This window comes from Rhizobium sp. 862_C5_N1_2 (genome assembly GCF_051811205.1).
GTDB classification, from domain to species: Bacteria; Pseudomonadota; Alphaproteobacteria; order Rhizobiales; family Rhizobiaceae; genus Rhizobium; species Rhizobium leguminosarum.
This window is the reverse complement of record NZ_JBPWPT010000001.1, coordinates 947,062-972,161: the sequence shown is the minus strand read 5'-3', so window position 1 is coordinate 972,161 and position 25,100 is coordinate 947,062. Positions and strand designations below refer to the sequence as shown.

Annotated in this window: 27 protein-coding genes and 2 pseudogenes; 12 read left to right on the top strand and 17 right to left on the bottom strand. The window is 60.6% G+C overall.

The annotated features are described in order from the left end of the window. The first annotated feature begins 79 nt into the window (after positions 1–79). Entirely contained in the window at positions 80–766 is a 687-nt protein-coding gene (locus tag ACD590_RS04920; RefSeq protein WP_028733821.1) for a TetR/AcrR family transcriptional regulator, read from the top strand. Between the two features lie 126 nt (positions 767–892). Further along, a complete protein-coding gene (locus ACD590_RS04915) occupies positions 893–1,342 on the top strand; it encodes a hypothetical protein (RefSeq protein ID WP_028733820.1) in 450 nt (149 codons plus the stop codon). 231 nt (positions 1,343–1,573) lie between these two features. On the opposite strand, the gene ACD590_RS04910 is transcribed toward ACD590_RS04915, so the two are convergent. The 5 genes and pseudogenes from ACD590_RS04910 to ACD590_RS04890 all read right to left on the bottom strand — a co-directional run bounded on the left by ACD590_RS04910 (position 1,574) and on the right by ACD590_RS04890 (position 6,606). Continuing rightward, on the bottom strand, positions 1,574–2,080 hold the full coding sequence (locus ACD590_RS04910; RefSeq protein ID WP_028733818.1) for an AAA family ATPase: 507 nt from the start codon (positions 2,078–2,080) through the stop codon (positions 1,574–1,576). A 67-nt stretch (positions 2,081–2,147) separates the two neighbouring features. Further along, positions 2,148–2,624 (bottom strand): GNAT family N-acetyltransferase, encoded by a 477-nt coding sequence (locus tag ACD590_RS04905; protein WP_439002263.1) that lies wholly within the window; start codon positions 2,622–2,624, stop codon positions 2,148–2,150. Further along, a pseudogene (locus tag ACD590_RS04900) lies at positions 2,599–3,163 on the bottom strand (AAA family ATPase). Before ACD590_RS04900 ends, ACD590_RS04905 begins: the two are co-directional and overlap by 26 nt. Positions 3,164–3,263: 100 nt before the next feature. Then, positions 3,264–4,115 (bottom strand): alpha/beta hydrolase, encoded by an 852-nt coding sequence (locus ACD590_RS04895; RefSeq protein ID WP_439002262.1) that lies wholly within the window; start codon positions 4,113–4,115, stop codon positions 3,264–3,266. A 109-nt stretch (positions 4,116–4,224) separates the two neighbouring features. Then, positions 4,225–6,606: a methyl-accepting chemotaxis protein gene (locus ACD590_RS04890; protein WP_439002261.1), complete on the bottom strand. Its 2,382-nt coding sequence runs from the start codon at positions 6,604–6,606 to the stop codon at positions 4,225–4,227. An 868-nt stretch (positions 6,607–7,474) separates the two neighbouring features. On the opposite strand from ACD590_RS04890, the gene ACD590_RS04885 reads away from it, so the two are divergent. From ACD590_RS04885 to zwf, 3 genes are all read left to right on the top strand, one after another. Continuing rightward, the gene (locus tag ACD590_RS04885; protein ID WP_018241201.1) at positions 7,475–8,749 is read left to right on the top strand and encodes a hemolysin family protein; all 1,275 of its coding nucleotides are present in this window, start codon (positions 7,475–7,477) and stop codon (positions 8,747–8,749) included. Between the two features lie 85 nt (positions 8,750–8,834). Next, positions 8,835–9,605, top strand: coding sequence for a trans-aconitate 2-methyltransferase (gene tam, locus ACD590_RS04880; protein ID WP_439002260.1), 771 nt, complete (start codon positions 8,835–8,837; stop codon positions 9,603–9,605). 112 nt (positions 9,606–9,717) lie between these two features. Next, positions 9,718–11,235 carry a glucose-6-phosphate dehydrogenase gene (zwf, locus tag ACD590_RS04875; protein ID WP_439002259.1) on the top strand — a complete coding sequence of 506 codons (1,518 nt, stop codon included), beginning with the start codon at positions 9,718–9,720 and terminating at the stop codon, positions 11,233–11,235. Between the two features lie 15 nt (positions 11,236–11,250). Here zwf and ACD590_RS04870 read toward each other — a convergent pair whose 3' ends face one another. Then, entirely contained in the window at positions 11,251–11,574 is a 324-nt protein-coding gene (locus ACD590_RS04870; RefSeq protein ID WP_018241198.1) for a hypothetical protein, read from the bottom strand. Positions 11,575–11,763: 189 nt separating this feature from the next. Then, positions 11,764–11,874 (bottom strand): annotated as a pseudogene (locus ACD590_RS04865) (DNA mismatch repair protein MutT); the annotation flags it as partial. A 126-nt stretch (positions 11,875–12,000) separates the two neighbouring features. Between ACD590_RS04865 and ACD590_RS04860 the strand changes: the two are divergent. Continuing rightward, complete coding sequence (locus ACD590_RS04860) at positions 12,001–12,267, top strand: type II toxin-antitoxin system ParD family antitoxin (protein WP_018241196.1); 267 nt, start codon at positions 12,001–12,003, stop codon at positions 12,265–12,267. Positions 12,268–12,270: 3 nt separating this feature from the next. Continuing rightward, complete coding sequence (locus ACD590_RS04855) at positions 12,271–12,585, top strand: type II toxin-antitoxin system RelE/ParE family toxin (protein ID WP_182565380.1); 315 nt, start codon at positions 12,271–12,273, stop codon at positions 12,583–12,585. 171 nt (positions 12,586–12,756) lie between these two features. Here the strand turns inward: ACD590_RS04855 and ACD590_RS04850 are convergent, their stop codons facing one another. Next, positions 12,757–13,149: a hypothetical protein gene (locus ACD590_RS04850; RefSeq protein WP_003546502.1), complete on the bottom strand. Its 393-nt coding sequence runs from the start codon at positions 13,147–13,149 to the stop codon at positions 12,757–12,759. Between the two features lie 221 nt (positions 13,150–13,370). Here ACD590_RS04850 and ACD590_RS04845 point away from each other — a divergent pair, with 221 nt between their 5' ends. Beyond that, a complete protein-coding gene (locus tag ACD590_RS04845) occupies positions 13,371–14,936 on the top strand; it encodes a helicase HerA-like C-terminal domain-containing protein (protein WP_182565381.1) in 1,566 nt (521 codons plus the stop codon). Positions 14,937–15,269: 333 nt separating this feature from the next. Continuing rightward, entirely contained in the window at positions 15,270–16,862 is a 1,593-nt protein-coding gene (locus ACD590_RS04840) for an ABC-F family ATP-binding cassette domain-containing protein (RefSeq protein WP_018241193.1), read from the top strand. Positions 16,863–16,869: 7 nt separating this feature from the next. On the opposite strand, the gene ACD590_RS04835 is transcribed toward ACD590_RS04840, so the two are convergent. Next, positions 16,870–17,367 (bottom strand): metal-dependent hydrolase, encoded by a 498-nt coding sequence (locus tag ACD590_RS04835; RefSeq protein ID WP_182565382.1) that lies wholly within the window; start codon positions 17,365–17,367, stop codon positions 16,870–16,872. Between the two features lie 381 nt (positions 17,368–17,748). On the opposite strand from ACD590_RS04835, the gene ACD590_RS04830 reads away from it, so the two are divergent. Further along, positions 17,749–19,269 carry an ABC-F family ATP-binding cassette domain-containing protein gene (locus tag ACD590_RS04830; RefSeq protein WP_026188317.1) on the top strand — a complete coding sequence of 507 codons (1,521 nt, stop codon included), beginning with the start codon at positions 17,749–17,751 and terminating at the stop codon, positions 19,267–19,269. Positions 19,270–19,472: 203 nt separating this feature from the next. On the opposite strand, the gene ACD590_RS04825 is transcribed toward ACD590_RS04830, so the two are convergent. From ACD590_RS04825 to ACD590_RS04815, 3 genes are all read right to left on the bottom strand, one after another. Continuing rightward, positions 19,473–20,252, bottom strand: coding sequence for a VOC family protein (locus ACD590_RS04825; RefSeq protein WP_028733807.1), 780 nt, complete (start codon positions 20,250–20,252; stop codon positions 19,473–19,475). Positions 20,253–20,330: 78 nt separating this feature from the next. Further along, positions 20,331–20,798, bottom strand: coding sequence for a DUF1579 domain-containing protein (locus ACD590_RS04820; RefSeq protein ID WP_182565383.1), 468 nt, complete (start codon positions 20,796–20,798; stop codon positions 20,331–20,333). A gap of 85 nt (positions 20,799–20,883) precedes the next feature. Beyond that, complete coding sequence (locus ACD590_RS04815; protein ID WP_018241189.1) at positions 20,884–21,612, bottom strand: DUF899 domain-containing protein; 729 nt, start codon at positions 21,610–21,612, stop codon at positions 20,884–20,886. 88 nt (positions 21,613–21,700) lie between these two features. Here ACD590_RS04815 and ACD590_RS04810 point away from each other — a divergent pair, with 88 nt between their 5' ends. Beyond that, positions 21,701–22,147, top strand: a complete 447-nt coding sequence (locus ACD590_RS04810; RefSeq protein ID WP_018241188.1) for a MarR family winged helix-turn-helix transcriptional regulator — start codon at positions 21,701–21,703, stop codon at positions 22,145–22,147. A gap of 92 nt (positions 22,148–22,239) precedes the next feature. Here the strand turns inward: ACD590_RS04810 and ACD590_RS04805 are convergent, their stop codons facing one another. Further along, the gene (locus tag ACD590_RS04805) at positions 22,240–22,662 is read right to left on the bottom strand and encodes an organic hydroperoxide resistance protein (RefSeq protein WP_018241187.1); all 423 of its coding nucleotides are present in this window, start codon (positions 22,660–22,662) and stop codon (positions 22,240–22,242) included. Positions 22,663–22,999: 337 nt separating this feature from the next. Between ACD590_RS04805 and ACD590_RS04800 the strand changes: the two genes are divergently transcribed. Further along, a complete protein-coding gene (locus ACD590_RS04800) occupies positions 23,000–23,488 on the top strand; it encodes a MarR family winged helix-turn-helix transcriptional regulator (protein WP_018241186.1) in 489 nt (162 codons plus the stop codon). Positions 23,489–23,532: 44 nt separating this feature from the next. Here the strand turns inward: ACD590_RS04800 and ACD590_RS04795 are convergent, their stop codons facing one another. The 4 genes from ACD590_RS04795 to ACD590_RS04780 all read right to left on the bottom strand — a co-directional run bounded on the left by ACD590_RS04795 (position 23,533) and on the right by ACD590_RS04780 (position 25,053). After that, the gene (locus ACD590_RS04795) at positions 23,533–23,757 is read right to left on the bottom strand and encodes a hypothetical protein (RefSeq protein WP_003546479.1); all 225 of its coding nucleotides are present in this window, start codon (positions 23,755–23,757) and stop codon (positions 23,533–23,535) included. Between the two features lie 230 nt (positions 23,758–23,987). After that, positions 23,988–24,224: a 30S ribosomal protein S21 gene (gene rpsU, locus ACD590_RS04790; RefSeq protein WP_018241185.1), complete on the bottom strand. Its 237-nt coding sequence runs from the start codon at positions 24,222–24,224 to the stop codon at positions 23,988–23,990. A gap of 59 nt (positions 24,225–24,283) precedes the next feature. Continuing rightward, a complete protein-coding gene (locus ACD590_RS04785) occupies positions 24,284–24,568 on the bottom strand; it encodes a hypothetical protein (protein WP_018241184.1) in 285 nt (94 codons plus the stop codon). 275 nt (positions 24,569–24,843) lie between these two features. After that, positions 24,844–25,053 (bottom strand): cold-shock protein, encoded by a 210-nt coding sequence (locus ACD590_RS04780; protein ID WP_003546468.1) that lies wholly within the window; start codon positions 25,051–25,053, stop codon positions 24,844–24,846. Between the last annotated feature and the right edge of the window lie 47 nt (positions 25,054–25,100).

Below are 25,100 nucleotides of genomic sequence, written 5' to 3'. Positions count from 1 at the left end.
TTAAAGATGAGAGTAGACAATGTCAACATCACGCAGTCAAAATGTTGACACGAGCAACTTAAAAACCTAATGGACGAATATGACCAAAGATATTTCCACCACAGAGCAGCGCCCGTATCATCATGGCGACCTGCACAGGGCGATCGTGGAGGCGGCACTCGATGTCCTCAGCGAATCCCAGAGCACGGAATTTTCGCTTCGGGAGCTCGCCCGACGAGCGGGCGTCAGTCACAACGCCCCCTACAAACACTTCGCCGACAAGCGCGAATTGCTGGCCGCCGTCTCGGCAGTCGGATTTGAGCTCCTTGCGAAGCGGATGGCCGATGCGACAAAGGAACTCGACAGTCCGCGCGAGCGGCTGGCAGCTATAGCGCGCGCTTACGTTTGCGGCGGCGTCAACAATCCAGCGCTCTACAGATTAATGTTCGGCGGCTACCTTGGTGGCCAGGACAATGGGCGCCCTGCGATCGAAAGAACTGCGGCCTACAGCATGAAAGCCGTTGTGGTAGAGGCGATATGCGACGGCGCTCTTGGGCGCCTCATTCCCAACACCGCGGCAAACACGCGTACGATCGATGGTGCCATTCTAATATTCTGGTCGCAAATGCATGGACTTACCTTGCTGCTGGTAGACAGCCTCGTCGGCCCCAGCGGCAAGATTGAGGAGCTGAGCGAGGGCGTGTTGCAAGGCATGCTCGACGGATTGGCGAATTGTATCCCGGAAATACCAGTCGGCGTGTGGGTGGGGCCTCCGCTTGCAGAGTAGAACCTCCCAAGCCTCGCGCTGGTAAACCTTTGAATTTTTGTCAAGCACGCCTGGGCATTGGGGCTGGTCGGCGATCCGCCCTGTTATTTACGTGTCGCGCGCGGCTCGTTCCGAGAGGAGAATCTCATGGACGCATACATCTCTGCTCTGATGGGTCTCGCCGGCATCGCGATTGGCAGCCTGACCTCATTTGCCAGCACGTGGATGACGCATCGATCACAGGTGAAGGAAAAACAACGCGAGGTCGAGATTGCCAAGCGCGAAAAGCTGTTTTCGGATTTCATCGCCGAAGCCACGCGGCTTTACGGTGACGCACTAAGCCACCAGAAGGACGACGTTTCCGATCTCGTGCTGCTTTATGCACTGGTCGCTCAGATGCGTCTGATTTCATCCCGTTCGGTCGTGGACGCAGCCGAACTGGCGATGGCAAGGATCGTCGAGACCTATTTGACGCCCAATCGCTCACTCTCTGAAATCCGGGATCTTGCCCGTTCCGGCGCGATGAACTTTCTCCTCGATTTTGGTGAGGCTTGCCGGGCAGAATTGGCGACAGGACGCCTGGCTACCAGACGGTAGGATTTTACGGCACTCAGTAGAAAGCCACCATCTGCCACGTTGGGCGCACAAACCGGCCGGTGAACAAAGACGCGCGATCGCCGCCGCACATTGATTTCCGTATCTTGACAGCCTCCGCCGAGGCCACCGCGCAGACAAAACCGGAATTGCGACCCAGGAAGGCGGCCGCTATAGGACGCAGCGATGAGATCCGCCTCGCCTCACGTGTCGTCTCGGAAGTGAGATCATCCTTCATCGCATCGCCAGCGATTTCAATCGGCTCACCAGTTCATCCAAAGCCGCTTCCACCGTTTTCGAAGCCGTATCGATGAGGATTGCATCGTGCCATTCGTCATAGGCTCTTTCGGAAGTCTCTTGCCATGTCGGCTTCACGAGACCTTCGACGTCAGTGAGGCGCGTTTCAACACGGTTGCGGTGCTCGGCTTTGTCCGAGCAAACGACCTCGACCTCCGCCGCCGTCACCCCAGCGGCTTGCGCGACCGAAAGCCACGCTGACCTGGTTATCCGAAGCGGGTTGACGGAGTCGGCGATAACAGTCCTGCCAAGGGTCAAATTGTCTCCGGCGATACCGTAAGCCACGATATAGCCTGCAGGCCCGGCATCATCGGCAATTCCGGAGGCACGGATTGCCTGCTCGATGGTATCGACGCGCACATGGACCGCATTCAACCGCTCAGCCAAAGCGCGGGCAATCGTCGTCTTTCCACTGCCAGGCAGACCACCGAAGATAATGAGCATCGTGACCTCGTCGTTTTTGGAGAGGCTCCACGAGAACGTCAGAGCAGCTCGCGGTCAGCGCAATACTTCACCATTGAGGCCTGGTTCGCAATTCCTTTGTCAGCACCGGGTTTTCATGACCGGCCTCAATGACAGCCCATCCGAGCGCTTCGTAAAACCCCACGGCGTTTCGCGCCGCATTCACAAGCAATCTCTTGACCCCGTGTTGTGATGCGATTTTTTCGAGGCCTGCCATGAGCATTCGGCCGTACCCCTTTCCCTGGCGTTCCGCCCTGATCGCGACGGTCCGCACCCATGCTGTCTGCTCGCTCATCAGATCAAGCCGAGCCGCACCGACCGGAGTGTTTTCAAGCAGAAGCAGCAAAGGGAAATGTCCATCTCTTCGATCATCGGGATGGTTCGCATCATAGCCAGTCAACCCGCGGGCCTCGAAGAGGACGGCGCGGCGGATGTCGTGGTAGGCATTCCAGTGTTCATCCGCAAACACCTGGACGACCATCCAGGCGTCTTCGCCCTCGTCATTCGGAAATCTGGGCTCTGTCATCGGCGGCCTCGTTGATGCTGGTGAACAACCGGTCGGCAAAATCGGTGACTGCCTCACGAGCTCGATAACAGGAACTTCGGACGGGTAAAGACCGAGAACAATCGTGCGTGTGTCTCCCATGAGTTCCAGTTGTTCGTTCTACTCCGGTACTCAGCCACCCACTTCAAGAGGCCATCGAATTGCGTTCCGGTCTCGCCGCCTTGGATGCCTCGCAGCTTGATGTTGGCGATGCATTCCTCCTCCGGCAGGTCAATCCAAACCAGGATCGTCGTGCGGTTGAGGACCATGTTCGCCAGTTGCCCGTAAACGCCCTCCATGACCCAAGCATTGCCTTCGGCCGCCGCCTTGACCATCTCGTCCCGCAACGCTCTGTCGCGATCGATGCCGTAGCGCCCCGGCTCCCAATGCATGTCATCAAGGTGGACAATCGGATGGTGAAGCTGCTCACCAATACGACGTGCGAGCCATGATTTACCCGCGCCGCCATTGCCCATGATGAGCATGCGGTCAAATGTGGCCGAGGGATTGGGAAACGTCATCGGCAACTCCGAGGACTTTGCGCTGATCCTGGTTTGTGTGACCTCAGCGCGAGATATTGAATGCTTTCAAATCAAAATTGAGCGCGCGCCATCCTTGCAGTTATGTTCGCGTGAGGAAAGCTGGCCGCAGAGTAAAGAAATTCGCGGTCGCCATCACCAGCGCATCGAGAGCTGCAGTGCCGCGCGATGTATTGAAGGCGTGGTCGATCGGACTGATCCGAAGCTCGTTGTCCCCGTTATGGACCGACACGAATTTTCGTCCTGTGCCCGCCGGAATGGCAGTATCCAAGGACCCTTCCGCCACAAAGAGCGGGCCATCATAGGCCTTGATTTCATCGAACGGATCGTGCGTTGCCACCTCTTGAAAGAAGGGGTGCCTGAGCTTGAGCCTGGCGCCCCACGGCATCACGATCTCGGTCGCAATGCTCTCTTCCGCCAAACCACGAAGATAGGTTTCCCGACCGACCAGAGCGGGAAAGGAAACACTTGGCTCTCCAATAGCAGCCCAAAGAGCAATCCCCGACGGTCTATTGGTTCGGCCGCCTATCGCAGCAGCGACCAATCCACCCTGGCTCCACCCCAGCAGGAAGATGCGGCGTCCATCGACGCGGGGGTCGGACCTGAGAAACTCCATGGCGGCAATGCCATCGGCTATTTGGCTCGAATATGTCGTGTTCTCAAACAGGCCGTCGCTTTCGCCGCTTCCACGGAAATCGATCCGAAGACTGGAAAACCCTAGGGATGCAAAAGACCTGGCTATGTAGGCGAAAATTCCTTTGCCTTGGCTTGGAATCTGAAGCTCATCGCGAACTCCGCCAAACCCCGGGAAAAGCAGGATCACCGGCTGTGGTTTTCCGGCAGCAAGGCGCAACGTGCCGACAACACGCTCTCCCTGAACGTCAAAGGCTACGACCTCCTCTGACGGTTCGTTACTGTTGCGGTCCTTTGGCAATTTCCACCACCGAGATACACCCAAACACAGAGCTGAGGCGGCAACAAACGCGCGCGGGTGCCATCTGCTGCCAAGGGAGCGGCGCTCGGCGGCGTCGCACGCCGTATGTCTAGAACTCTTCCCAGTTGCCCTCGGTCGACGCCGGTGCGGCTGAGGTGCCGAAGGCGGCTGTGAGCTTGCCGCCGAGTGCACGGGCCGGTGACGGAGCGGGCCTGGCATGGTCGGTGGCCGAGGCGGGAACCGGTCTGCGCATCGAAAGCATCGCCCCGACCGGGCGTGCCACCGGCTTGGCAGCCGCCCGGGCGGCGGGGGCCGCCTTGGCCACCTGGCCGAGATTGAACTGTGCCAGACGCTCCGAGAGGGCAGACACCTCCGTCACCAGCGTATGCGAGGCGGCGTTCGATTCCTCGACCATCGCGGCGTTTTTCTGGGTCGACTGGTCCATCTGGTTGACCGCCGTGTTGATCTCCAGGAGACCCGTCGATTGTTCACGGGCGGCCTGGACGACCGCCTGGACATTGCTGTTGATCTGCTGCACTTCGGCAACGATCGCCTGCAGCGCCTTGCCGGTCTGGCCGACGAGATCGACGCCACGCTTGACCTGGTCGCCGGACGAGGTGATCAGCGCCTTGATCTCCTTGGCGGCGGTGGCCGAGCGCTGCGCGAGTTCACGCACTTCCTGGGCGACGACGGCGAAGCCCTTGCCGGCCTCCCCCGCACGCGCCGCTTCAACACCTGCATTGAGGGCCAGCAGATTCGTCTGGAAGGCGATATCGTCGATCACGCCGATAATGTTGGAGATCGACCGCGAGGATTGCTCGATGCCGGTCATGGCGTCAACGGCATTGCGCACGATCTCTCCGGACTTTTCCGCACCATCCTTGGTGCGGCTGACGAGCGTTCCCGCCTCCTCGGCGCGAAGGGTGGAGTCCTTGACCGAGGTGGTGATCTGCTCCAGCGCAGCGGCGGTCTGCTCGACGGAAGCGGCCTGCTGTTCGGTGCGGCGGGCGAGATCGTCGGCGCCCGAGCGGATTTCTTCGGAACCGGCCTGAATGACGGCAGCGTTTTCGGAGAAGGAAATCAGGGCTGCCTGGAGCTTTTCGACAGACGCATTGAAATCGACGCGGATTTCGTCAAGGGAGTCGGTGAATGGCTTTTCCAGCCGGATGGTCATATCTCCGTTGGAAAGGCTGGCCAGTCCGTTGCCGAGTTCGCTCACCGCAAACTTGATCGAATCCTCACGGGCGGCATGGAGGACGGAACGTTCCTGTCGTTCGATCTCTTCGCGGGACCGGGAGCTTTCCGCATCGGCCTCGAGCCTGATCTTCTGGCGATTGCTTTCCAGCAGGATAGCGAGGGAGCGTGAGAGGTCGCCGATTTCGTCCTCGGCATTCTTGTCGTTCAATTGCACGTCGAGTTGGCCATGGGCGATGCGATCGGTCTCGGCAATCACGCCCTCTATGCGGCGGACGAATTTGCGGGCAATGAGCCAGCCGGCGAAACCGAGCAGGAGTGCAGCGATAGCGGTGATCGCAACGGCGCTCCAGGCCATGTTATTGAGTTGGGCAAAGACGGTGGATTTGGGCACCGAAACAATGGCGTACCAGTTGAGGTCATTCGTGAGCTTTACCGGATAGGCGACCGAGAAATAGCTCTGACCGTCCGGACCTGCGATCTCCTGCTCGACGCCGGGCCTGGCGATCAACTGATCCCAGCCGGCGGTGAGCTCACCGCCGTCCTTGATATTCTTGCCTGCGAGCGCAGCGGAGGGATGGCTGATAATGCTGCCGGCACCCGTCACGAGGCTGAGATAGCCGGTCTCCATCGGGTGGACTGCGGAGATCGCCTTGTTGGCGTCGTCGAGCGAAATGTCCATGCCGGCAACGCCAAGCGCCTTGCCATCGACCACGATCGGCTTGGCGACCGAGGTCATCAGCACATCCTTGCCGTCGACCGCGTAGACATAGGGTTCGATGACGACGGTCTTTTTCTGGGTAAAGGGAAGCTGGTAGTAGTCGCCGGCACCCGACACGCCATAATCGACCAACGGCGTGTGCTGGATCTTGTCGCCACTGCGCACCCAATAGGGCACGTAGCGGCCGGTGGTGTCGTGGCCTTCCTTGCCGACGAAATCCTTGTCCTTGCCGTCGAAGGCATTCGGTTCCCAGCCGGTCCAAACACCGAGCGCCATCGGATTATCCTGCAGCATGTTCTTCAGCAGGTCGTCGGCGGTCGCACGACTGGCGTTTCCGCTTTCCTTCATCGTCGACAGCGACGTCTCCAACGCATTGACGATGCCGAGCGCCACGCTCATGGATTTCTCGACGTTGAGCGCGTTGGTGGCAGCGATCTGGAGCATCTGATCGAGGCTCGATTTGCGCATATCGTTATAGGCGATGTAAAAAAGAACGCCCGATGCCGCGATCGTCGCGACGACACCGCAGGCCGCCACGGAAAAAATGTTGCGTCCGGTAGCCGATTTGAACTGCATGCGCGTACCTCCTCGAGCGGGCATGTCGTCGATCGAGCCGGGACGTGGCTGCACGTCGCGGAAATCGTTCGCAATTTGAAGAAAATACGAAGAGGCTGTTAATTTACGGTGTATTGCGCCAGCTTTACTTATGAGCTGGGCAGCTGTTCACGGGCTCACCTTGATTTGTCATAGGCTCTAGCGCCGCGCGTCTTTTCAGACGTGCAAACAATGCTGTAGCGCTTTGAATTTGTGCATAATTTGTCCTCGGCACCACCTCTTTGCCGGATCGCTATTCCAGCTCATGGGACGCGCCGCAGTGCCGCTGCTACACCCTAAAAATTCCATCTGCCAATAGCTCGATCATTATAAAGCGCTCGTTGCAGAAGCGCGGAAAATCCGCCGAAATCCTCAATCAGAAAGAGGTGCTACTGTCCTTTTCAAAACTGTCACATCAAGACGCTATAAGGATTTTCGCCCGACGCCTCTTGCGCCGAAAGCGTTTCACCGCCAAAATTGCGCCATGCCTGACAGCGACCCATCCAGTACAAGCTCCGCCCGCTCCAACCGGGATCTCCCGGCCGAAGAAGCTGGCGACCACTGTAGGCGGTGCGATGACGTCCGCCTCGCCTCAGGCATATCAGGTTCCAGCAGAGAGCGTTCCAGACCATCGCGAATGACGGGCGGCCGCTGCAGGCCGACTGGATTTCCAACCGTTCCGGCTGGGTCGGGCTTGCCACCTCAAGGAAATCTGAGGACTGATGGAACCTGTACTGATGTTAACACGATGATGGAAAGACGATGGGCGATGCTGATATAGCGTCACTTCGAACGCCTTGCCGCGTCGCCTCATCAATACGGCACTAAAACCTCAACGAATAGGGTCCCTGTGTTTCTGGAAATTGGAATTGTGGCGTTTCTCACCATCGTAAATGGTGTGCTCGCCATGTCGGAGTTGGCTGTTGTGTCTTCTCGAACAGCCCGCCTAAAGGTTCTCTCTGACAATGGGAGCAAAGGTGCAGCTCAGGCAATCAAACTTGCCGAAAACCCCGGTCGCTTTCTCTCTACGGTTCAGATCGGCATCACGCTGGTCGGCGTTCTCTCCGGCGCTTTCTCAGGGGCCACGCTCGGCGGCCGCCTGAGCGGATGGCTGGAAGCCCAGGGGCTGTCATCGACGGCCGCCGATGCCATTGGCGTAGGTTCAGTCGTTGTGGCAATCACCTATCTTTCGTTGATCATCGGCGAACTTGTTCCAAAGCAGATCGCATTGCGAGAACCCGAAGCGGTTGCGGCCAAGGTCGCCCCAGCTATGGCGGTACTTTCAAAAATCGCGCTACCACTCGTGTGGCTTCTAAACGCCTCCGGAAATCTTGTGCTTAAGCTTTTGGGCCAATCAGGAAAAGGTGGCGACAATGTCTCTGACGCAGAGATCAAAACTGTTCTGGCCGAGGCGCAGTCGGCTGGCGTGATCGAAAGCGAAGAGTCCGCGATGATATCAGGCGTTATGCGACTGGCTGACCGCACCGCCCGAGCGCTTATGACGCCCCGACGGGACGTCGAAATTATTGATATTGACGACAGCCTTGATGAAATTCGGACCCAATTGCACCGGACGAAGCGGTCGCGGTTGCCCGTTCGGAAAGGCAGTTCGGACGAGGTGATCGGCATACTTCCGGTCAAGGACTTCTACGACTCGATGTCCGAACACGGCAGTGTCGACATCAAGGCTCTGACGCAAGACGTCCCGGTGGTTTCAGACCTTTCAACCGCCATCAATGTGATCGAAGCAATCAGGAAATCGCCCGTCCACATGGTGCTGGTTTTTGACGAGTACGGTCATTTCGAGGGAGTTGTTTCGTCAGGTGACATTTTGGAAGCGATCATGGGAGCTCTCCAGGAGGGACCTATCGATGAGCAAGCCATCGCTCGTCGAGACGACGGTTCTTACCTCGTGTCCGGCTGGACGCCGATTGACGAATTCGCTGAGTTCTTAAATCTCAAGCTCGATGACGATTTGGAATATCAGACTGTGGCTGGCCTGGTGTTGGAAGAGTTGAAACATCTGCCGGAACTGGGTGAGAGCTTCACGCGAGATGGATGGCGCTTCGAAGTCGTCGATCTCGACGGGAGGCGCGTCGACAAAATACTTGTGTCTGCGGATTGAAGGTCGGCAAGCTCGACGGCCGCAACATCGGCAAGATCCGCATCCGCCACATGGAAGATGTGGCCTGATATCAGGAGTGAACGCCATGGCATGGTCCGCCAACCAATATGTGAAATTCGAGGACGAACGCACGCGACCGGCGCGTGACCTGTTGGCACAGGTGCCGCTGCAAAGCCTTCGCCACGCCATCGATCTCGGTTGCGGACCGGGCAATTCGACAGAACTGATCATCGAGCGCTACGGGGCGGCCGGCGTCTCCGGCGTCGACAGCGACATGAACATGCTGGAGGCAGCGCGCAAGCGACTTCCGGACACTGCCTTCGTCGAAGCCGATCTCACTCGCTGGCAGCCGGACGAACCCGCAGACCTTTTGTTTGCCAATGCCGTCTTCCAATGGCTGCCCGATCATCTCGATATTTTCGACCGGCTGATGGACGGGCTTTCCGAAGGCGGCGTGCTTGCGGTGCAGATGCCCGACAATCTCGGCGAACCCTCGCACCTGGCGATGGAGGAGACGGCGCATGCCGGACTGTGGAAATCCGCCTTCGAAGCGAAGACCGTGCGCCGCAAGGGGCTACCGCCGCCGTCCACTTACTACAGCCGGCTGATCGCCAAATCCTCGCGCGTCGATATCTGGCACACCATCTACAATCACCCGATGGCGGATGCGGCTGATATCGTCGAATGGGTGAAGGGAACCGGGCTGATGCCCTATCTCGCCCATGCCGGCGAAGAGCATCGCGAGGCATTCCTGGCGGATTACCTCAAGCGGGTGGAAAAGGCCTATCCAAAGATGTCGGATGGGCGGGTGCTGCTGAGGTTTCCGAGGATTTTCATGGTGGCGGTCAAAGCGTAACCGACCTCGGGCGCATGTCAGATGCTGTCAAATGCCTGTTACCCCTCGCCGCCTATGTTGCGGCGAAACCGGCACGCATTATAGTCGGCCGCAAATTGCAAGGAGATGACACATGGACGCTGCCCCAACCCCGCCGGTCACCCTCGTCATCTTCGGCGCCACGGGAGACCTGACGCGCCGCCTACTGGTGCCGGCGATCATCAATCTAACGCGCAGCCGCCTCGTCGGCGACGATCTCCACATTCTCGGCATCGGCATCGAGCCGGGTGACGATGAATTCCTGCGCGGGCGGCTCGACCAGTTCCTCAACCATCTGAGCGGCGAAGAGCCGACGGTAAAGGACGAAGCCTGGGAAAGCCTGCGCCGGCGTATTTCCTATACGTCAGGCGATTTCACCAAGGACGATATTTTCATCGAGATCGGCAAGCGGCTGGGGCCGAATGCCAATGCCGCCTTCTATCTCGCGGTGCCGCCATCCTTCTTCGGGACGATCGTCGAGAAGCTCGCGGCGCATGGGCTGACCGATGAAAGCAATGGCGTCTTCCGCCGTGTCGCGATCGAAAAACCGTTCGGCACCGATCTCGCCTCGGCGCAGGCGCTCAATGCGCAGATTCTCGCCCAGGTCGGGGAAAGCCAAGTCTACCGGCTCGACCATTTCCTCGGCAAGGAGACGGTGCAGAACCTGATGACGGCGCGTTTCGCCAACATGATGATCGAGTCCTTGTGGAACAGCCGCTACATCGACCATGTGCAGATCACCGCCGCCGAGATCGTCGATGTCGGCAGCCGCGGCAAATTCTACGATGCGACAGGTGCGCTGCGCGACATGGTGCCGAACCATCTTTTCCAGCTGCTGGCGATGATCGCCATGGAGCCGCCGAACAGCTTCGATGCCGAGGCAATCCGCAACGAGAAAAGCAAGGTGCTGAAGGCGCTGCGCATCTATACGCCTGATGAGGCCAAGACGCACGGCGTGCGCGGCGCCTATGGCGCAGGCCCGCTCAATGGGGCTCAGCTTCCCGCCTATCGCGACACCAAGGACGTTTCGCCCGACAGCAGGACTGAGACTTTCGTGGCGCTGAAGCTCTATGCCGATACCTGGCGCTGGGCCGGCGTGCCCTTCTATCTCAGAACTGGCAAGGCGCTGACGGCGCGCGACACCGAGATCGTCATCACCTTCCAGCCGGTGCCCTTCGCACAGTTTCGCGAGACCGATGTCAAGAGCCGCCTGCCGCCGAACCGGCTGGTGATCCAGGTACAGCCGGACGAGGGCATGAGCATGGAAATCTCGATCAAGTCGCCTGGGCTTTCCGTCGATACCGTGCCGGTCTCGCTCGATTTCCGCTATGCCGACAAATTCGATATCGCCAAGACGACCGGCTATGAATCGCTGCTCTACGATCTCTTTATCGGCGACCAGACGCTGTTCCAGCGCGCCGACGGCATCGAGGCCGGCTGGGCGGCGGTGCAGCCCTTCCTCGACATCTGGGCTGGGGATCAGAGCGTGCCTGACGCTTACGCTCCGGGCAGCATGGGACCGGCCTCAGCCGACGAACTGATCCAGCGCGACAGGCGGCAGTGGCATGAACTCGGCGTCATCCTGCATCACGACAAGAATGACGGCAAATAGCGCCCTCCCCTGGTGTTACTGGTTTCCGTTATCACGGCATGCGGCGCTGACCGAGGCGCCGCTCTTGCCGCCTTCGGTGGCAAGCGCTCCGCGTGCCTTGCGCGGCGGGCAGCGCGCCCAGTCGACCGGACCGCTTAGAGGCTCGTTGTCGATGCTGCCGGTTTCGATCGAGTCGAGCGGGATTATCAGCCCGCTTTGCGTTTCAACTCCCGGCGCGGTGCCGAGCGGCGGCGTGCCGTCGATCCGGCCGCTGGCATCCATGCCCATGTTCGACTGGGCAAGAACCGGGGCGGAGAGGCTGAGGAGAGCGATCGAAGTTGCTGCAATAAACCTGCGCATGATGCTATTCCTTCTGGTTTCAGCGATCGTTTTTGTTTCACGCAATTCCGGACGGAAAACCGCTGCACACTTTTGCTGGAATTGCTCTAGCAACAGGCGATGCCAGCTCATTGTTCCCCCGGAAGCGGGCCGCAGACGATCAAAGTTTGGCGATCGGCCGAAGCCACCTCAAAGCGGGGGATATCAGGCTCAATCGCGCCAGCGCGACAGGAGTTTGTCGAGACCTGTCGGATAGAGGTCGATGCCGGCGTCGCGCAGTCTGTCGCGGCCGAACCAGCGCGCCGTCGCCGCAAGGCGATCAGGGCCACCGCGGCAGATCACCAGACGATCGGAGGACCGTACCCGCGCCCCGTCTGAGGTCAAGGATTGACATCTATTGCCATATGCATGTCACAACTCCATATTGACGACAACGAAAGGAAAACCATGCCCAACGTCGCGCTCGGGAACCACTATGAAGAATTTGTGCGGAAGCAGCTGGAGTCCGGCCGCTACAACAACGCCAGCGAGGTTGTCCGCGCAGGCCTGCGGCTGCTGGAGGATCATGAGGTGGCTCGCGAGCGCTGGCTCAATGAGGAGATTCCGGCGCGCTACGACGAGCTGGTGAACAAGCCGGGCATCGGCATCCCGGCCGAGACAGTGCGCGCCCGCTTTGAAACCAAGCGGCGGAATGACGCGGCGAAAGCCAAGTAGGGCATGGCCTACCGCATTGTCTACCATCCGAAGGCGGAAGCCGAACTCGACAAGCTCTATGCCGATATCGCTGTTGAGGCGGGAACGGGCATCGCCGGCGACTTCGTCCACGCCGTGATGACCTTCATTGAGGCCCTGGAGACGTTCCCGGAACGGGGAACGGTGCGGGAAAGCCGAATTCCCGGCCTTCGTGTTATCGGCTACCGGCGCAGCGTCAGCGTGGCGTTCTCGGTCAGTGGCGGTGACGTCAACATATTGGGCGTGTTTGCGCGTGGGCGTGATATCACTGACGAGGTTCTGGAAGAACGACACGGGTGAGCCGACAGGCGAGCCTCCTCCGCGTGAACGCTAGGTTGCAGGCATCTTCGGCTCAGCTCGCCGTGCTGCTGACCGGCCATTTCTTAAAGTGGAACGGACCTTTGCCTCGGCGATTTCACTGCAAATATGAGGTGCCCCGCAACGACGCGAGGCTCCTGCCGATCAATCATCTCAGACGAACTGGCTGAGGCCCGGGACGGAAGCGACGACCTCGTCGACGACTTCCTCGCCAGCATATTGCTTGGCGATCGCGATGGTTTCCTTGGCAAGCGAGGTGATCTCGCCCATGCCGAGGCCTTCGCCCATCAGTTGCTGGCCGAGCCCCATGATGCCGCCGCCGCCGAGCGAGCTCATCAGCCCGCCGAGCAGACCGCCGCCGCCGGCACCTGCGCCGTTGAACTGGGCGACGAGATCGGCGCCACCGGGGATCGCTTCGATCATCTTGGCAACCGGGCCATCGGCGGCCTCGCGCTGGAGGAAGCCGAGCATCATGCCGAGCGCCTTTTCGGCCAAATCAGGCGCAATACCCACACGATCGGCGATCTGGGTCACAATTTCATTCATCGTCAGCCTCCTGTTTTTTGACGTTAACGTCAACGTTATTCGAAATTCCACAGCAACTCAAGCCGGCCCTCCCCGGGCGGCGCTTTGTCCGGTTTTGCTTTCAATGCAAACAGTTGTCCGCATGCGCCTGCCTGCTTATAACAGGGAAACGATGGTTCGATGAAGGTAGCTGAAGCAAGCCTTCTCATAAATGGCGGCAGAGCCCCAAGGGAGCATTCCGAATGATCGAGGAAGGCAAGATTTTCATCGGCGCGAGCCGCAATCCCGATGACAGCATCAACAAGCCGGAATATCTCGACCTGAAATTCGGCAATCGCCACGGCCTCGTCACCGGCGCTACCGGCACCGGCAAAACGGTAACGCTGCAGGTGCTCGCCGAAGGTTTCTCCCGGGCCGGCGTTCCGGTCTTTGCGGCCGATATCAAGGGCGATCTTTCCGGCATCGCCGCCAAGGGCGAGCCCAAGGATTTCCTGACGAAGCGCGCCGAGCAGATCGGCTTTGCCGATTACGAATTCGACCAGTTTCCGGTGATCTTCTGGGATCTGTTCGGCGAGAAGGGCCACCGTGTGCGCACCACCATCGCCGAGATGGGACCGCTGCTACTCGCCCGCCTGATGGACGCCTCCGAACCGCAGGAAGGCGTCATCAACATCGCCTTCAAGATCGCCGACCAGGGTGGGCTGCCGCTGCTCGACCTCAAGGATTTCAGCTCGCTCTTGAACTATATGGGCGAGAATGCCAGCGAACTTTCCAACCAGTACGGCCTGATCTCCAGGGCCTCGGTCGGCTCGATCCAGCGGGCGCTGCTCGTTCTCGAACAGCAGGGCGCCGAGCACTTCTTCGGCGAACCGGCGCTGAAGATCACCGACATCATGCGCACCAGCAATAATGGCTACGGCCAGATCTCGGTGCTGGCCGCCGACAAGCTGATGATGAACCCGCGGCTTTACGCCACTTTCCTGCTCTGGCTGCTCTCGGAGCTGTTCGAGGAACTGCCCGAGGTGGGCGACCCCGACAAGCCGAAGCTCGTCTTCTTCTTCGACGAGGCGCACCTGCTCTTCAACGATGCGCCAAAGGTGCTGACCGAACGCGTCGAGCAGGTGGTGCGGTTGATCCGCTCCAAGGGTGTCGGTGTTTATTTCGTGACGCAGAACCCGCTCGACGTGCCGGAAACGGTGCTCGCCCAGCTCGGCAACCGCGCACAGCATGCACTGCGCGCCTATTCGCCACGCGAGCAGAAGGCAGTGAGGACGGCGGCCGATACCTTCCGTGCGAATCCGGCCTTCGATTGCGCCACCGTCATCACCAATCTCGGCACCGGCGAGGCGCTGGTCTCCACGCTGGAGGCCAAAGGCGCGCCTTCGATCGTCGAGCGCACGCTGATCCGCCCGCCATCCGGCCGCGTCGGCCCGGTGACGGATGACGAGCGCCGGCAGATCATGGACAGGAGCCCGGTTCTCGGCATCTATGACGAGGATATCGACCGCGAATCCGCCTTCGAGCTGCTGGCCGCACGGGCGAAGAAGGCGGCCGATGCCGAAGCCGCCAAGCGAGCCCAGGAAGAAGCGCCTCAGCAACAGGGCGGCACGACCTCCGGCTGGAACCTGCCGGGCTTCGGCGGCGGCAATGACGACGACAACCAGGGCCGCGGCCAATCGCGCGGCCGGACTTCCGGCTACCAGCGCGAAACAGTGGTGGAAGCGGCAATGAAGAGCGTGGCGCGCACGGTGGCGACCCAAGTCGGCCGGGCGCTGGTGCGCGGGATCTTGGGTAGCTTGAAGCGGTAAGCCTGGGTCCCTTCTCCCCAGCGGGGAGAAGATGCCGGCAGGCAGATGAGGGGTGTGAGAAGCGTCAGCGACGAACGCCTTGAGCGGCCGGCGAAAGGCAGCAACGGGGTACCGTGCGGCCCCCTCATCCGACCCTTCGGGCCACCTTCTCCCCGCCGGGGAGAAGGGGGAGCAAGGTTGGTGCCTGCCGCCCAATTGGCTGTGTCGCCTTGAACCGAAAGCCTTTATTCCCTAAATTGCCTGCCATCGACCATTTCAACAGGATGTGTGCCGCAATGGATTTTAACCCGATCGCAACGCCAGTTCGCCTTGCCAACCGGGAAATCCATATCCATGCCTGCATCCATCACCCTCTCCCAAATTTCGTGGTCCGCGCCTGACGGGCGGCCGCTTTTTTCCAATCTCGACCTGAGTTTCGGGGCCGAGCGTACCGGTCTCGTCGGGCGCAACGGCGTCGGCAAGACGACGCTGCTGAAGCTCGTCTCCGGTGAAATCCAGCCGCATTCGGGCACCGTATCCGTCAACGGCAGCCTTGGCGTGCTGCGGCAGAGCGTTCAGGTAGCATCTGACGAAACGGTTGCCGATCTCTTCGGCGTCACCGATGCACTCGCTATTCTTCGCCGCGCCGAAGCCGGCGCGGCAACGGCCGACGAGCTGGCATCCGCGGACTGGATGCTGGAGGCCCGCATTGCCGCAGCGCTCACTCGGACCGGGCTCGACGCGTCACCGGAAACCCCGCTTGCGGCACTCTCCGGCGGGCAGCGCACACGTGCCGGGCTGGCGGCGCTGATCTTTACCGAACCGGATTTCCTGCTGCTCGACGAGCCCACGAACAATCTCGATCGCGAAGGCCGCGAGGCGGTGATCGCGCTGATGTCAGGCTGGCGGGCCGGCGCCATCATCGTCAGCCATGACCGCGAACTGCTCGAAAGCGTCGACGCGATCGTCGAACTGACCTCGCTCGGCGCCACGCGCTTCGGCGGCAACTGGAGCCATTATCGCGAGCGCAAGGCCCTCGAGCTCGTGGCGGCACAGCATAATCTCACTGAAGCCGAAAAACGCATGGCCGAGGTGGCAAAGAAGGCGCAGGCAACGGTGGAGCGCCAGGCGCAGAGGGACAGCACCGGGCGGAAGATGGCCGCCAAGGGCGGCATACCGCGCATCATGCTCGGCGGCATGAAGGAGCGGAGCGAAACGACAGGCGGCGACAATGCCCGCCTCGCCGACCGCCGGCGCGCCCAGGCCCTGGAAGAGGCAAGGGCAGCGCGCGAGAAGATCGAGATCCTCCAGCCCTTGTCGGTCACCTTGCCGCCGACCGGGCTGCCCGCCAGCAAGATCGTGCTGAGGATGGATGGCGTGACATCGGGCTACCAGCCGGGTGATCCCGTCATCCGCGATCTCTCCTTCGATGTGACCGGACCGGAGCGTATCGCCGTCACCGGCCGCAACGGCTCGGGCAAAACGACCTTGCTGGCGCTCATCACCGGCGACCTAAAACCCTGGGCGGGCACGATCGGCGTCATGACTGCCTTCTCGATGCTCGATCAGACGGTCAGCCTACTCGATCCGTCGGTCTCGATCCGCGACAATTTCCGCCGGATCAATCCGCTTTCCGATGAAAATACCTGCCGGGCGGCCCTTGCCCGCTTCATGTTCAGGGCGGATGCGGCGCTGCAGACCGTATCGACGCTCAGCGGCGGGCAATTGCTGCGCGCCGGCCTTGCCTGTGTGCTCGGCTCAGCGCCGCCGCCGCTGTTGATCCTCGATGAGCCGACCAACCATCTCGACATCGACTCGATTGCCGCCGTCGAGGCCGGATTGCGCGCTTACGACGGCGCGCTCATCGTCGTCAGCCACGACGCGACATTCCTCAGGAGTATCGGGATAACGCGGCGGCTGGATTTGTCTGCCGGCCACCCGGGATAACTCCGGCTCATGCCTGCTGCCGGCCTCCGACGCGACGATTCCGGCAGACGGCGACGATCAACGCGGTGACGCAGATCAGGAGTTCGAGAACGAAGGTCCAATGCAGCATGAAACTCACGATCCAATTGCTGTAGGTCGCCGGCACCGTCGTCAGCTCGAATTTCGACCAATCGAATGGCGCGAGCCAAAGCATCGGCGCAGCGACGGTATCCATAACCATATGAAGCACGACGGCTGCGAAAAAGACGGCGGCCGTGGGAAGCCAGTCCGGCGCCAGTCGACTGATCGCCGGCAGGGCCGTGGCGGCGAAGCCGAGCCAAAAAAGCGGCCAGTGGGAGACATAGTCGTGATGGTGGACTTTGCCGCCGGTCAGGAAGAAATAGACCATATCGAAATCCGGCAATACGCTTCCGATCAAGGCTACGGTCATGATGCCGGGTGCGGCGGACCGTTGCCGCGCGGCGCTCCCGAGAAGGTAGCCTGCAGGCAAATGGGCAATGAGCATGCGTCTTATTCTCCCGGTCGGTCCCGAAGAATCCTCTATGCGCGGTTTATGGCTAGAATCGGCGCAGGTCCGGCTCTCTTGCCTCTTTTTGCGGGCAATGTTATTTGGGTCTTGCAAGCTTTTGAGAAAGGAGGGTCACGCAATGCAATATTATTTTCGGTTTAATCGCCAGCGTGGTCCCGTCAACGCCCTGCAAATGCGTTTGCAGGGCTGACCAGAGACCGTTTCTCGACATCTCTTCCTGGTCTGCCCTTCGTGGCCAATGCCGCGCCGTAATTGACAGCGCGCATTCCTCTCATTTCCCGGGCTCGAACCGCGCAATCCCGTGATGGCTGAATGCCCGGATCGTGCCGACCACCCGGTCAAGACCAGAGAACGATCATGACACTCATCAATATCCGCAATCTCGGCGTGACGCTGGGCAATCCGTTGTTTTCCAAGCTCAATCTCGTCGTCAATGCCGGCGACCGCATCGGCCTAGTCGCCGCCAACGGGCGGGGGAAATCGACGCTGCTTGCCTGCATCACCGGTAAGCTGGAGCCGAGCGAGGGCGAGATCACCAAGGCGCGCGGGCTGACCATCGGCCATGTCGCGCAGAATGTACCGCCTGCCCTTTTCGACACGCCGTTCTACGATGCGGTGCTGCAGGCGCTGCCGGCCGATCAGGCCGAAAGCGAGAGCTGGCGCGTCGACGTCGTGCTGGAATCGCTCGACGTGCCGGAGCTCATGCGGAGCCGGCCGCTGAAGCAATTGAGCGGCGGCTGGCAGCGGCTTGCCATGCTTGCCCGCACCTGGGTGAGCGAGCCCGACGTGCTTCTGCTCGACGAGCCGACCAACCATCTCGACCTTGAAAAGATCGCGCAGCTGGAGGGCTGGCTGAATGCGCTGCCGCGCGACGTGCCGGTTATCCTGTCCAGCCACGACCGCGCCTTCCTCGATGCGACGACCAACCGGACGCTGTTCCTGCGGCCGGAGCAATCGCCGGTCTTCGCCCTGCCCTATACCAGGGCACGCGCCGCACTTGACGAGGCGGACGCTTCCGAAGCCCGGCGCTACGAGCGCGACATGAAGGTGGCGGAGCAACTGCGCAAGCAGGCGGCGAAGCTCAACAATATCGGCATCAATTCCGGCAGCGACCTGCTCGTCGTCAAGACGAAGCAGCTCAGGCAACGGGCGGAGAAGCTGGAGGACGCGGCAAAACCGGCGCATCTGGAGCGCTCGGCCGGGGCGATCCGGCTCGCCAACCGCGGCACCCATGCCAAGGTGCTGGTGACGTTGGAGGATGCGGTGGTGACGACGCCCGATGGAACGCCGCTGTTCAAGACCGGCCGGCAGTTCATCTGCCAGGGCGACCGCATCGTGCTGCTCGGCCTCAACGGCGCCGGCAAGTCGCGGCTGGTGTCGATGCTGAAACAGGCGATCGAAAGACCGGAGACAGCGCGCGACAGCATCAAGGCGACGCCCTCGCTCGTGCTCGGCTACGGCGACCAGGCGCTTGCCGATCTTGCCGACAGCGATACGCCGATCGGCACGATCATCCGCCGCTTCGATGTCGGTGACCAGCGGGCGCGGGCCTTGCTGGCAGGCGCCGGCATGACGATCGACATGCAGGCAAAACCGATCGGCCAGCTCTCCGGCGGCCAGAAAGCGCGGCTCGGCATGCTGGTACTGAGACTTGCGGAGCCGAACTTCTACCTGCTCGACGAGCCGACCAACCACCTCGACATCGAGGGCCAGGAGGCGCTGGAGAGCGAGCTGATGGCGCACGAGGCGAGCTGCCTGCTGGTATCGCATGACCGCAGTTTCGTGCGGGCGGTGGGAAACCGGTTCTGGCTGATCGAGAAGAAGCGGCTGGTGGAGGTGGAAGGTCCGGAAGGGTTCTTTGCTTCGGTTGGAGGGTGATGGTGGTGGGTGGTGGGATCCGGAGCGTAATTGTTGTTGACGGTGTGCCGTGAGGCCCCCTCATCCGGCTGCCGCCACCTTCTCCCCGCTGGGGAGAAGAAACTCGTGGCGACGTCTCGATTCCCCCTTCTCCCCTCGGGGAGAAGGTGCCCGTAGGGCGGATGAGGGGGCTGCACGGCACACCGCCAACGTCGCTCCCAAACCTACCGCTTCGGTGCGACCAGACAGAAGAAGGCGCCTTGCGGGTCGGTGGCCTGGACGATCCAGCTGCCGCCAGGGACTTCCATCGGGCCGTGGACGACCTTGCCGCCGCCCGAGGTGAGGCGTTCGGTTGCAGCGTCGAGGGTCGGCACGATGAAATAATAGCACCAGAAGGGCATCGGAAGGTTTTCCGGCTTGGTCATCATGCCGCCGATCTGCCTGCCGTTATGGGCGAAGAGATAATAGACGCCCATCGGACCCATGTCGAATTCGCTGTGCTTCGTCCAGCCGAACCGCTTGGAATAGAAGGCCAGCGCTTCTTCGCCATTGGCAGCATAGAGTTCGCGCCAGCCGATATTGCCGGGGGCGTCGAAGGCCAGTTCCGGCATGGGATTTTCCATCGGCGCCGGCGTCATGATGCAGAGCACCGCGCCATGCGGATCGGCGACGACGGCGAAGCGGCCGATGGTCGGGATGTCTTCCGGCGGACGGCGGACCGAACCGCCATTGGCGGCAAAATCCTTGGCCGACTGGTCAACGTCGTCAACGTCGACATAACCCGTCCAGTTCGGTGGAATGCCCTTGCCCTCGAGTTCGGCCGGAAATTCCATCAGGCCGGCGACGCCGATGCCGTTCGCCTCGAAGATCGTATAGGTGGGCATGCCCTCCATTTTCATTTCGGAGGTGGTCCAGCCGACGACCGAGCTGTAGAATTTCGCGGCAGCTGATGTGTCGGGGGTCATCAACTCGCACCAGATGAACTTTCCATGCGTCTCAGACATCATACTCTCCCTTTTTCGACGCTCCTCTTCGGAGGCCTCTTTGCAAGGCCCCTATTTCGAGGGTGAGCGCCGTGATTGTCAGATCCTGCGGGCGTAATGCGCTTCCATGAACTGCTTCCAGGCGCCATCCGGCTGCTTGGCGCTGGAGACGAAGGTGCGGTGATCGGCATCGACGAAGATGATCTGCTCGCGGTACTCGGCAAGTCCCTCGTCGTTGAAGTCGGGCCCTGTCGTATAAAGGTCCAGCACATTGCCTGACGCATCGACCTCGCCCTCATAGACCCACATATAGTCCATCATGCTGCCGATCCAGCTGCCGACATACTTGCCCTTTGTGGCGTTGTAGCCGAGCGTCAGGATGCTGGTGGCCTCCTTACCGTCCGGCATGCGGCCGGTCCCTTCGGCGACGAACCAGATGCCGTGCAGCGAGCGGACGGTCTCGGTCCAGGGCTCACCGCCACTCATGTCGGGTGCGGTGACGGTCCAGTCGCCGATCAGCCTTTCCAGAAAGGAATGTTCCTTCAGCACTTCAGCGGTCTTCATCATCCTCTTCTCCCTTGAGTGATGGTGGCGCTTGTTTTCCGCATTCCGGACGCAAAACCGCTTACACTTTTCGGCATCATGCTCCGGCTCAGTGACAGCAGGATGGCGCCTTGGCGGCCTCCTCATATTCGTCGTGGCGGCGCACGAAATTCATCGTGCTGTCCTCGTTGCGGCCCTTCGGCGCGCGGTCGAGGATCATCAGGGTGCCGATCAGTTCTTCCGGCCCGCGAGCATAGCTCGAATAGGTATGGAAGATCTCACCCTTGTCGTTGCGGTAGAAAGCGCTGAGGCCCGGCAGTTCGTCATTGGCATCAGCCGGCTGCATAGGCGTGAAATTGTAGAAGACCTTATCTTTGGCAAGATCCTCGGGGCTAAAAGAAACGTGATAATCGAAATTGAAATCGCTGCCGAAAGAAGAGACCCAGGGAAATTTCCAACCCATGCGCCGTTTGTAGGCGGCGATCTTGTCAAGCGGCGCGCGCGAAACGGCGACCCAGGTAACGTCATGATGGTTCAGATGCGGCAGGGCGCCATCGACATGATCCGATAGGAAGGAGCAGCCGGTGCAGCCGGCATCCCAATCCGGGCCGAGCATGAAATGGTAGATCAGCAACTGGCTGCGACCGTCGAAGAGATCGGCGAGCGACTTCCTGCCCTCGGGCGTTTCGAAGACATAATCCTTGTCGACCTTTACCCAGGGCAGCGCCAGACGGGCAGCGTTGACGCTGTCGCGCAGCCGCGTCGCCTCTTTCTCCTCTGCCAGCAGGGCACGGCGGGCCTCCAGCCACTCTTCGCGGGAAACAACCTCATTCTGCATGGAGTGCGCCCTCCTCCGGCGCTTGCCGGTGAAGCCGGCTCATCTCCTTCTCCTTGACTAAATACATTGATATCAATAGAAATGAAGCATGTCAAATTCGATCGAGATTCCCTTTTCCACGACGCTGATGGTGCGCGACACCTGCCTCTGCCTGCATGTGCAGCGGGCAGCGCGCGCGCTTGCCCGGCTGTTCGACGACGCGCTGAGGCCGGCCGGGCTGACCAATGGGCAGTTTTCGCTGATGATGTCGCTGAACCGGCCGGAGCCACCGCCAATGGGGCCGGTCGCCGCCCTCCTCGCCATGGACCAGACGACGCTGACGGCGGCGCTGAAGCCGTTACAGCGCAAGGGCTGGGTGACGGTGATGGAGAACCCGAGGGACAGGCGCGGTCGGCTGCTGAGCCTCACCACTGAGGGCAAGGCGGTGTTGGTGAGAGCGCTGCCGATCTGGGAAAGCACGCATGCGATGATCGACGGAAAGCTGCCGGATGGCAGGGTCGCAAGGCTGCGGCAGGATCTGCTGGCGCTGTCATGAATGGCGGCAGAAACGCCGAAGCCGGCCGGATAGCACCCTACCCGACCGGCAGATGGCGGCAGCCGATACGGCTGCCAGCTTTTTAAAATCGATCAGGCGACGGTGACCGGAACCTCGGTCGAGGTGCGCATGGCGTGGCTGTAGGGGCAGACGATATGGGCTGCGGCTGCGAGCTTTTCAGCCGTTTCGCGGTCGAGACCCGGAATGTCAACCGTCAGCGCCACTTCGATGCCGAAGCCGCCGCCATCTTCCCGCGGGCCGATGCCGACCTTGGCGGAGACCGTCGTGTCTTCCGGAATCTTGACCTTCTGCTGGCCCGCGACAAATTTCAATGCACCGAGGAAGCAGGCGGAGTAGCCGGCAGCGAAGAGCTGTTCGGGATTGGTGCCGGTCGCACCGTCGCCGCCGAGTTCCTTGGGGACGGTCAGGGTCACGTCCAGAACGCCGTTTTCGGAAACGGCGCGGCCTGCGCGGCCGCCGGTGGCAGAGGCTTTGGTCGTATAGAGAATAGGCATGACGATCTCCTTTGGTTGGCCCTTCGATGGGGTTGGATTTTTAGTATCGCACAATTAAATTGTACGCAAGTGAATTTTGCAAATTGCATTTCGAATTCGAAAGGAGGACAATCGGGCCTTAGAACAGGATGATCTTAGCCGCGCCGGCCTAGAATCTGAATCCTGTTCTAAATTAAAGAGTTAGAGCATGATGTCGCCCGAAAACCGCTGAAACTTTTCGGCATCATGTTCTAGAGCAATTCCAGCAAAAGTGCGCAGCGGTTTTGCGCCCGGAATTGCGTGAAAACAAAGGGATAGAGCATTTCGTGATTCGAAGAAAAACGGGAATGCTCTAGGGATGATGGATATGAAAGCGCACACGACGAAGACGATGGAGATACCGCAAGAGGAGAAGCGGCTGGAAAAACAGCTGTGCTTCGCGGTCTATGCGACGGCGCATGCTTTCACCCGCGCCTACAAGCCGATCCTCGACAAGGTCGGCCTGACCTATCCGCAATATCTGGTGATGCTGGTGCTCTGGGAACGCGGCGAATTGCCGGTCAAGACGATCGGCGAGCAGTTGGATCTCGATTCCGGCACGCTGTCGCCGCTGTTGAAACGGCTGGAACAGAGCGGGCTGATCAAGCGCATCCGCGACCTGCGCGACGAACGGCAGGTGATCGTGTCGCTGACCCCTAGAGGTGAGGCTATGAAGGGGGAGATCGATACGATCATGATGGCGATCGGGCAAGCCGCAGGCTGCACGCTTAAGGAAATGGCCGAGATGCGCGACATGCTGCATCGGCTGCGGGGTAATCTCGGGCGGGCCGGCGCGGACGGAGGCTGAACGCGTCCACCCGGTAGACCCTCATCAGCGTGCGCTCCGAGAGATCAGGGCCGCGGCTTAGCCGGCGACCGACGCTTCTTTGCAGGAGCTGCCTTAGGTTCGGCCTCGGCCTCCTGCTGCAAACGCAGCGCCTTCAGCTTCTCCGTCTTCTTGTCACGGGCCGACGCCTCGGCGGCGATGATGGCACGCGCCGTGTGATCGGTCGCTTCTGCCTTGTCGCGAGACGAGAGCTTGGCGGGATTGAAGAATTCTCCCTTGGTGGCGGTCATGTGCCCCTTTCCCAGGTGATGGCGGCGCTACAGCATAATTCCTTAAATCGGAATTGGCTCAAGGAATTATGCAGAAATTCAAAGTGTTACAGCGTCCATTGCGCGTCTCAAAAGACGCGCAGCGCTGCAAGCCATGAATCCGCGGCTGAAAGCCGTGATCTCACGGCTGAAACCATGATTCCGCGGTCGGACCGTGATGCCACGGCCGGACCGCGACTCCCCGGCCGGGATCAGCGGGTGCGGAGAACTTTCTTCGGTGCCGGCAGCAGACCTTCGCGCTGCAGCTTCTTGCGGGCAAGCTTGCGCTGGCGGCGAATGGCCTCGGCCTTTTCGCGGGCGCGCTTCTCGGACGGCTTTTCAAAGGCGCTGCGCGCCTTCATTTCCCGGAACAGGCCTTCCCGCTGCATCTTTTTCTTGAGCACGCGGAGCGCCTGATCGACATTGTTGTCCCTGACGAGTACCTGCAAAACGATATCCTTCCTGTTGCGGCGGCGAGGCCGCACTGTCCAAAATAAAAAACCCGGGACTACTTCCCGATTTTGATGCTCGAAAACTTCAGCCAGGGTTCGGCGCCATCGGACTTGGCCGCCGCTTGGGGGGAAACCCTGGATGGCGTTTCCCCGGTATCGATGTCGGCCTCAGTGATGCGGCGTTCGAAATTCTCTGCGTCGAACTGGACGCGGTATTGCACATGCCCATGGTCGTTGGGCAGGATGCTGGAGATCCGGCACCGCTTGTCGGCTTTCGCCGTGCGGGTGAGGCCGGACTTCAGCACGATCATGTCGCCGACTTTATAGTTTGGTCTGCCCATTTCAGCGTCCCTTCGACTCTTCGGCTGCTCAATCGGTCAATCAGAACGACCAGGGGCCATTCCGGAACGACCGAGGGCCATTCCGGAAAAGCCTGCGATCAAAGCAAAAAGGCCGGGCTCGGACCCGACCTCTTCCAGTCACTCAGCCCGCTGCCCGTATGGTCAGCTCACCGCCACCCCTGGTCAGCTCGCTGCCAGTACATCCGTGGTCAGCTTGCCGCCAGCACATGGCCAGCCCGCTGCCATACTCATGGTCAGCAGAGGCGAATGACAAATCATGCGGCCTGAAGATTATCAGCCGAATTCTTGCCGGACTTCTTGTCGCGGACGAGATCGTAGCGGATCTTCTGACCTTCAACGAGTTCGCGCATGCCGGCGCGTTCAACCGCTGAAATATGGACGAAAACGTCCGTAGAACCATCATCCGGCTGAATGAAGCCAAAACCCTTGGTGCCATTGAACCACTTGACGACGCCTGAATTCATAACGATCTCCTTTTCAACCGTTTGTGTTCGCCTGCGGAGAGATATCC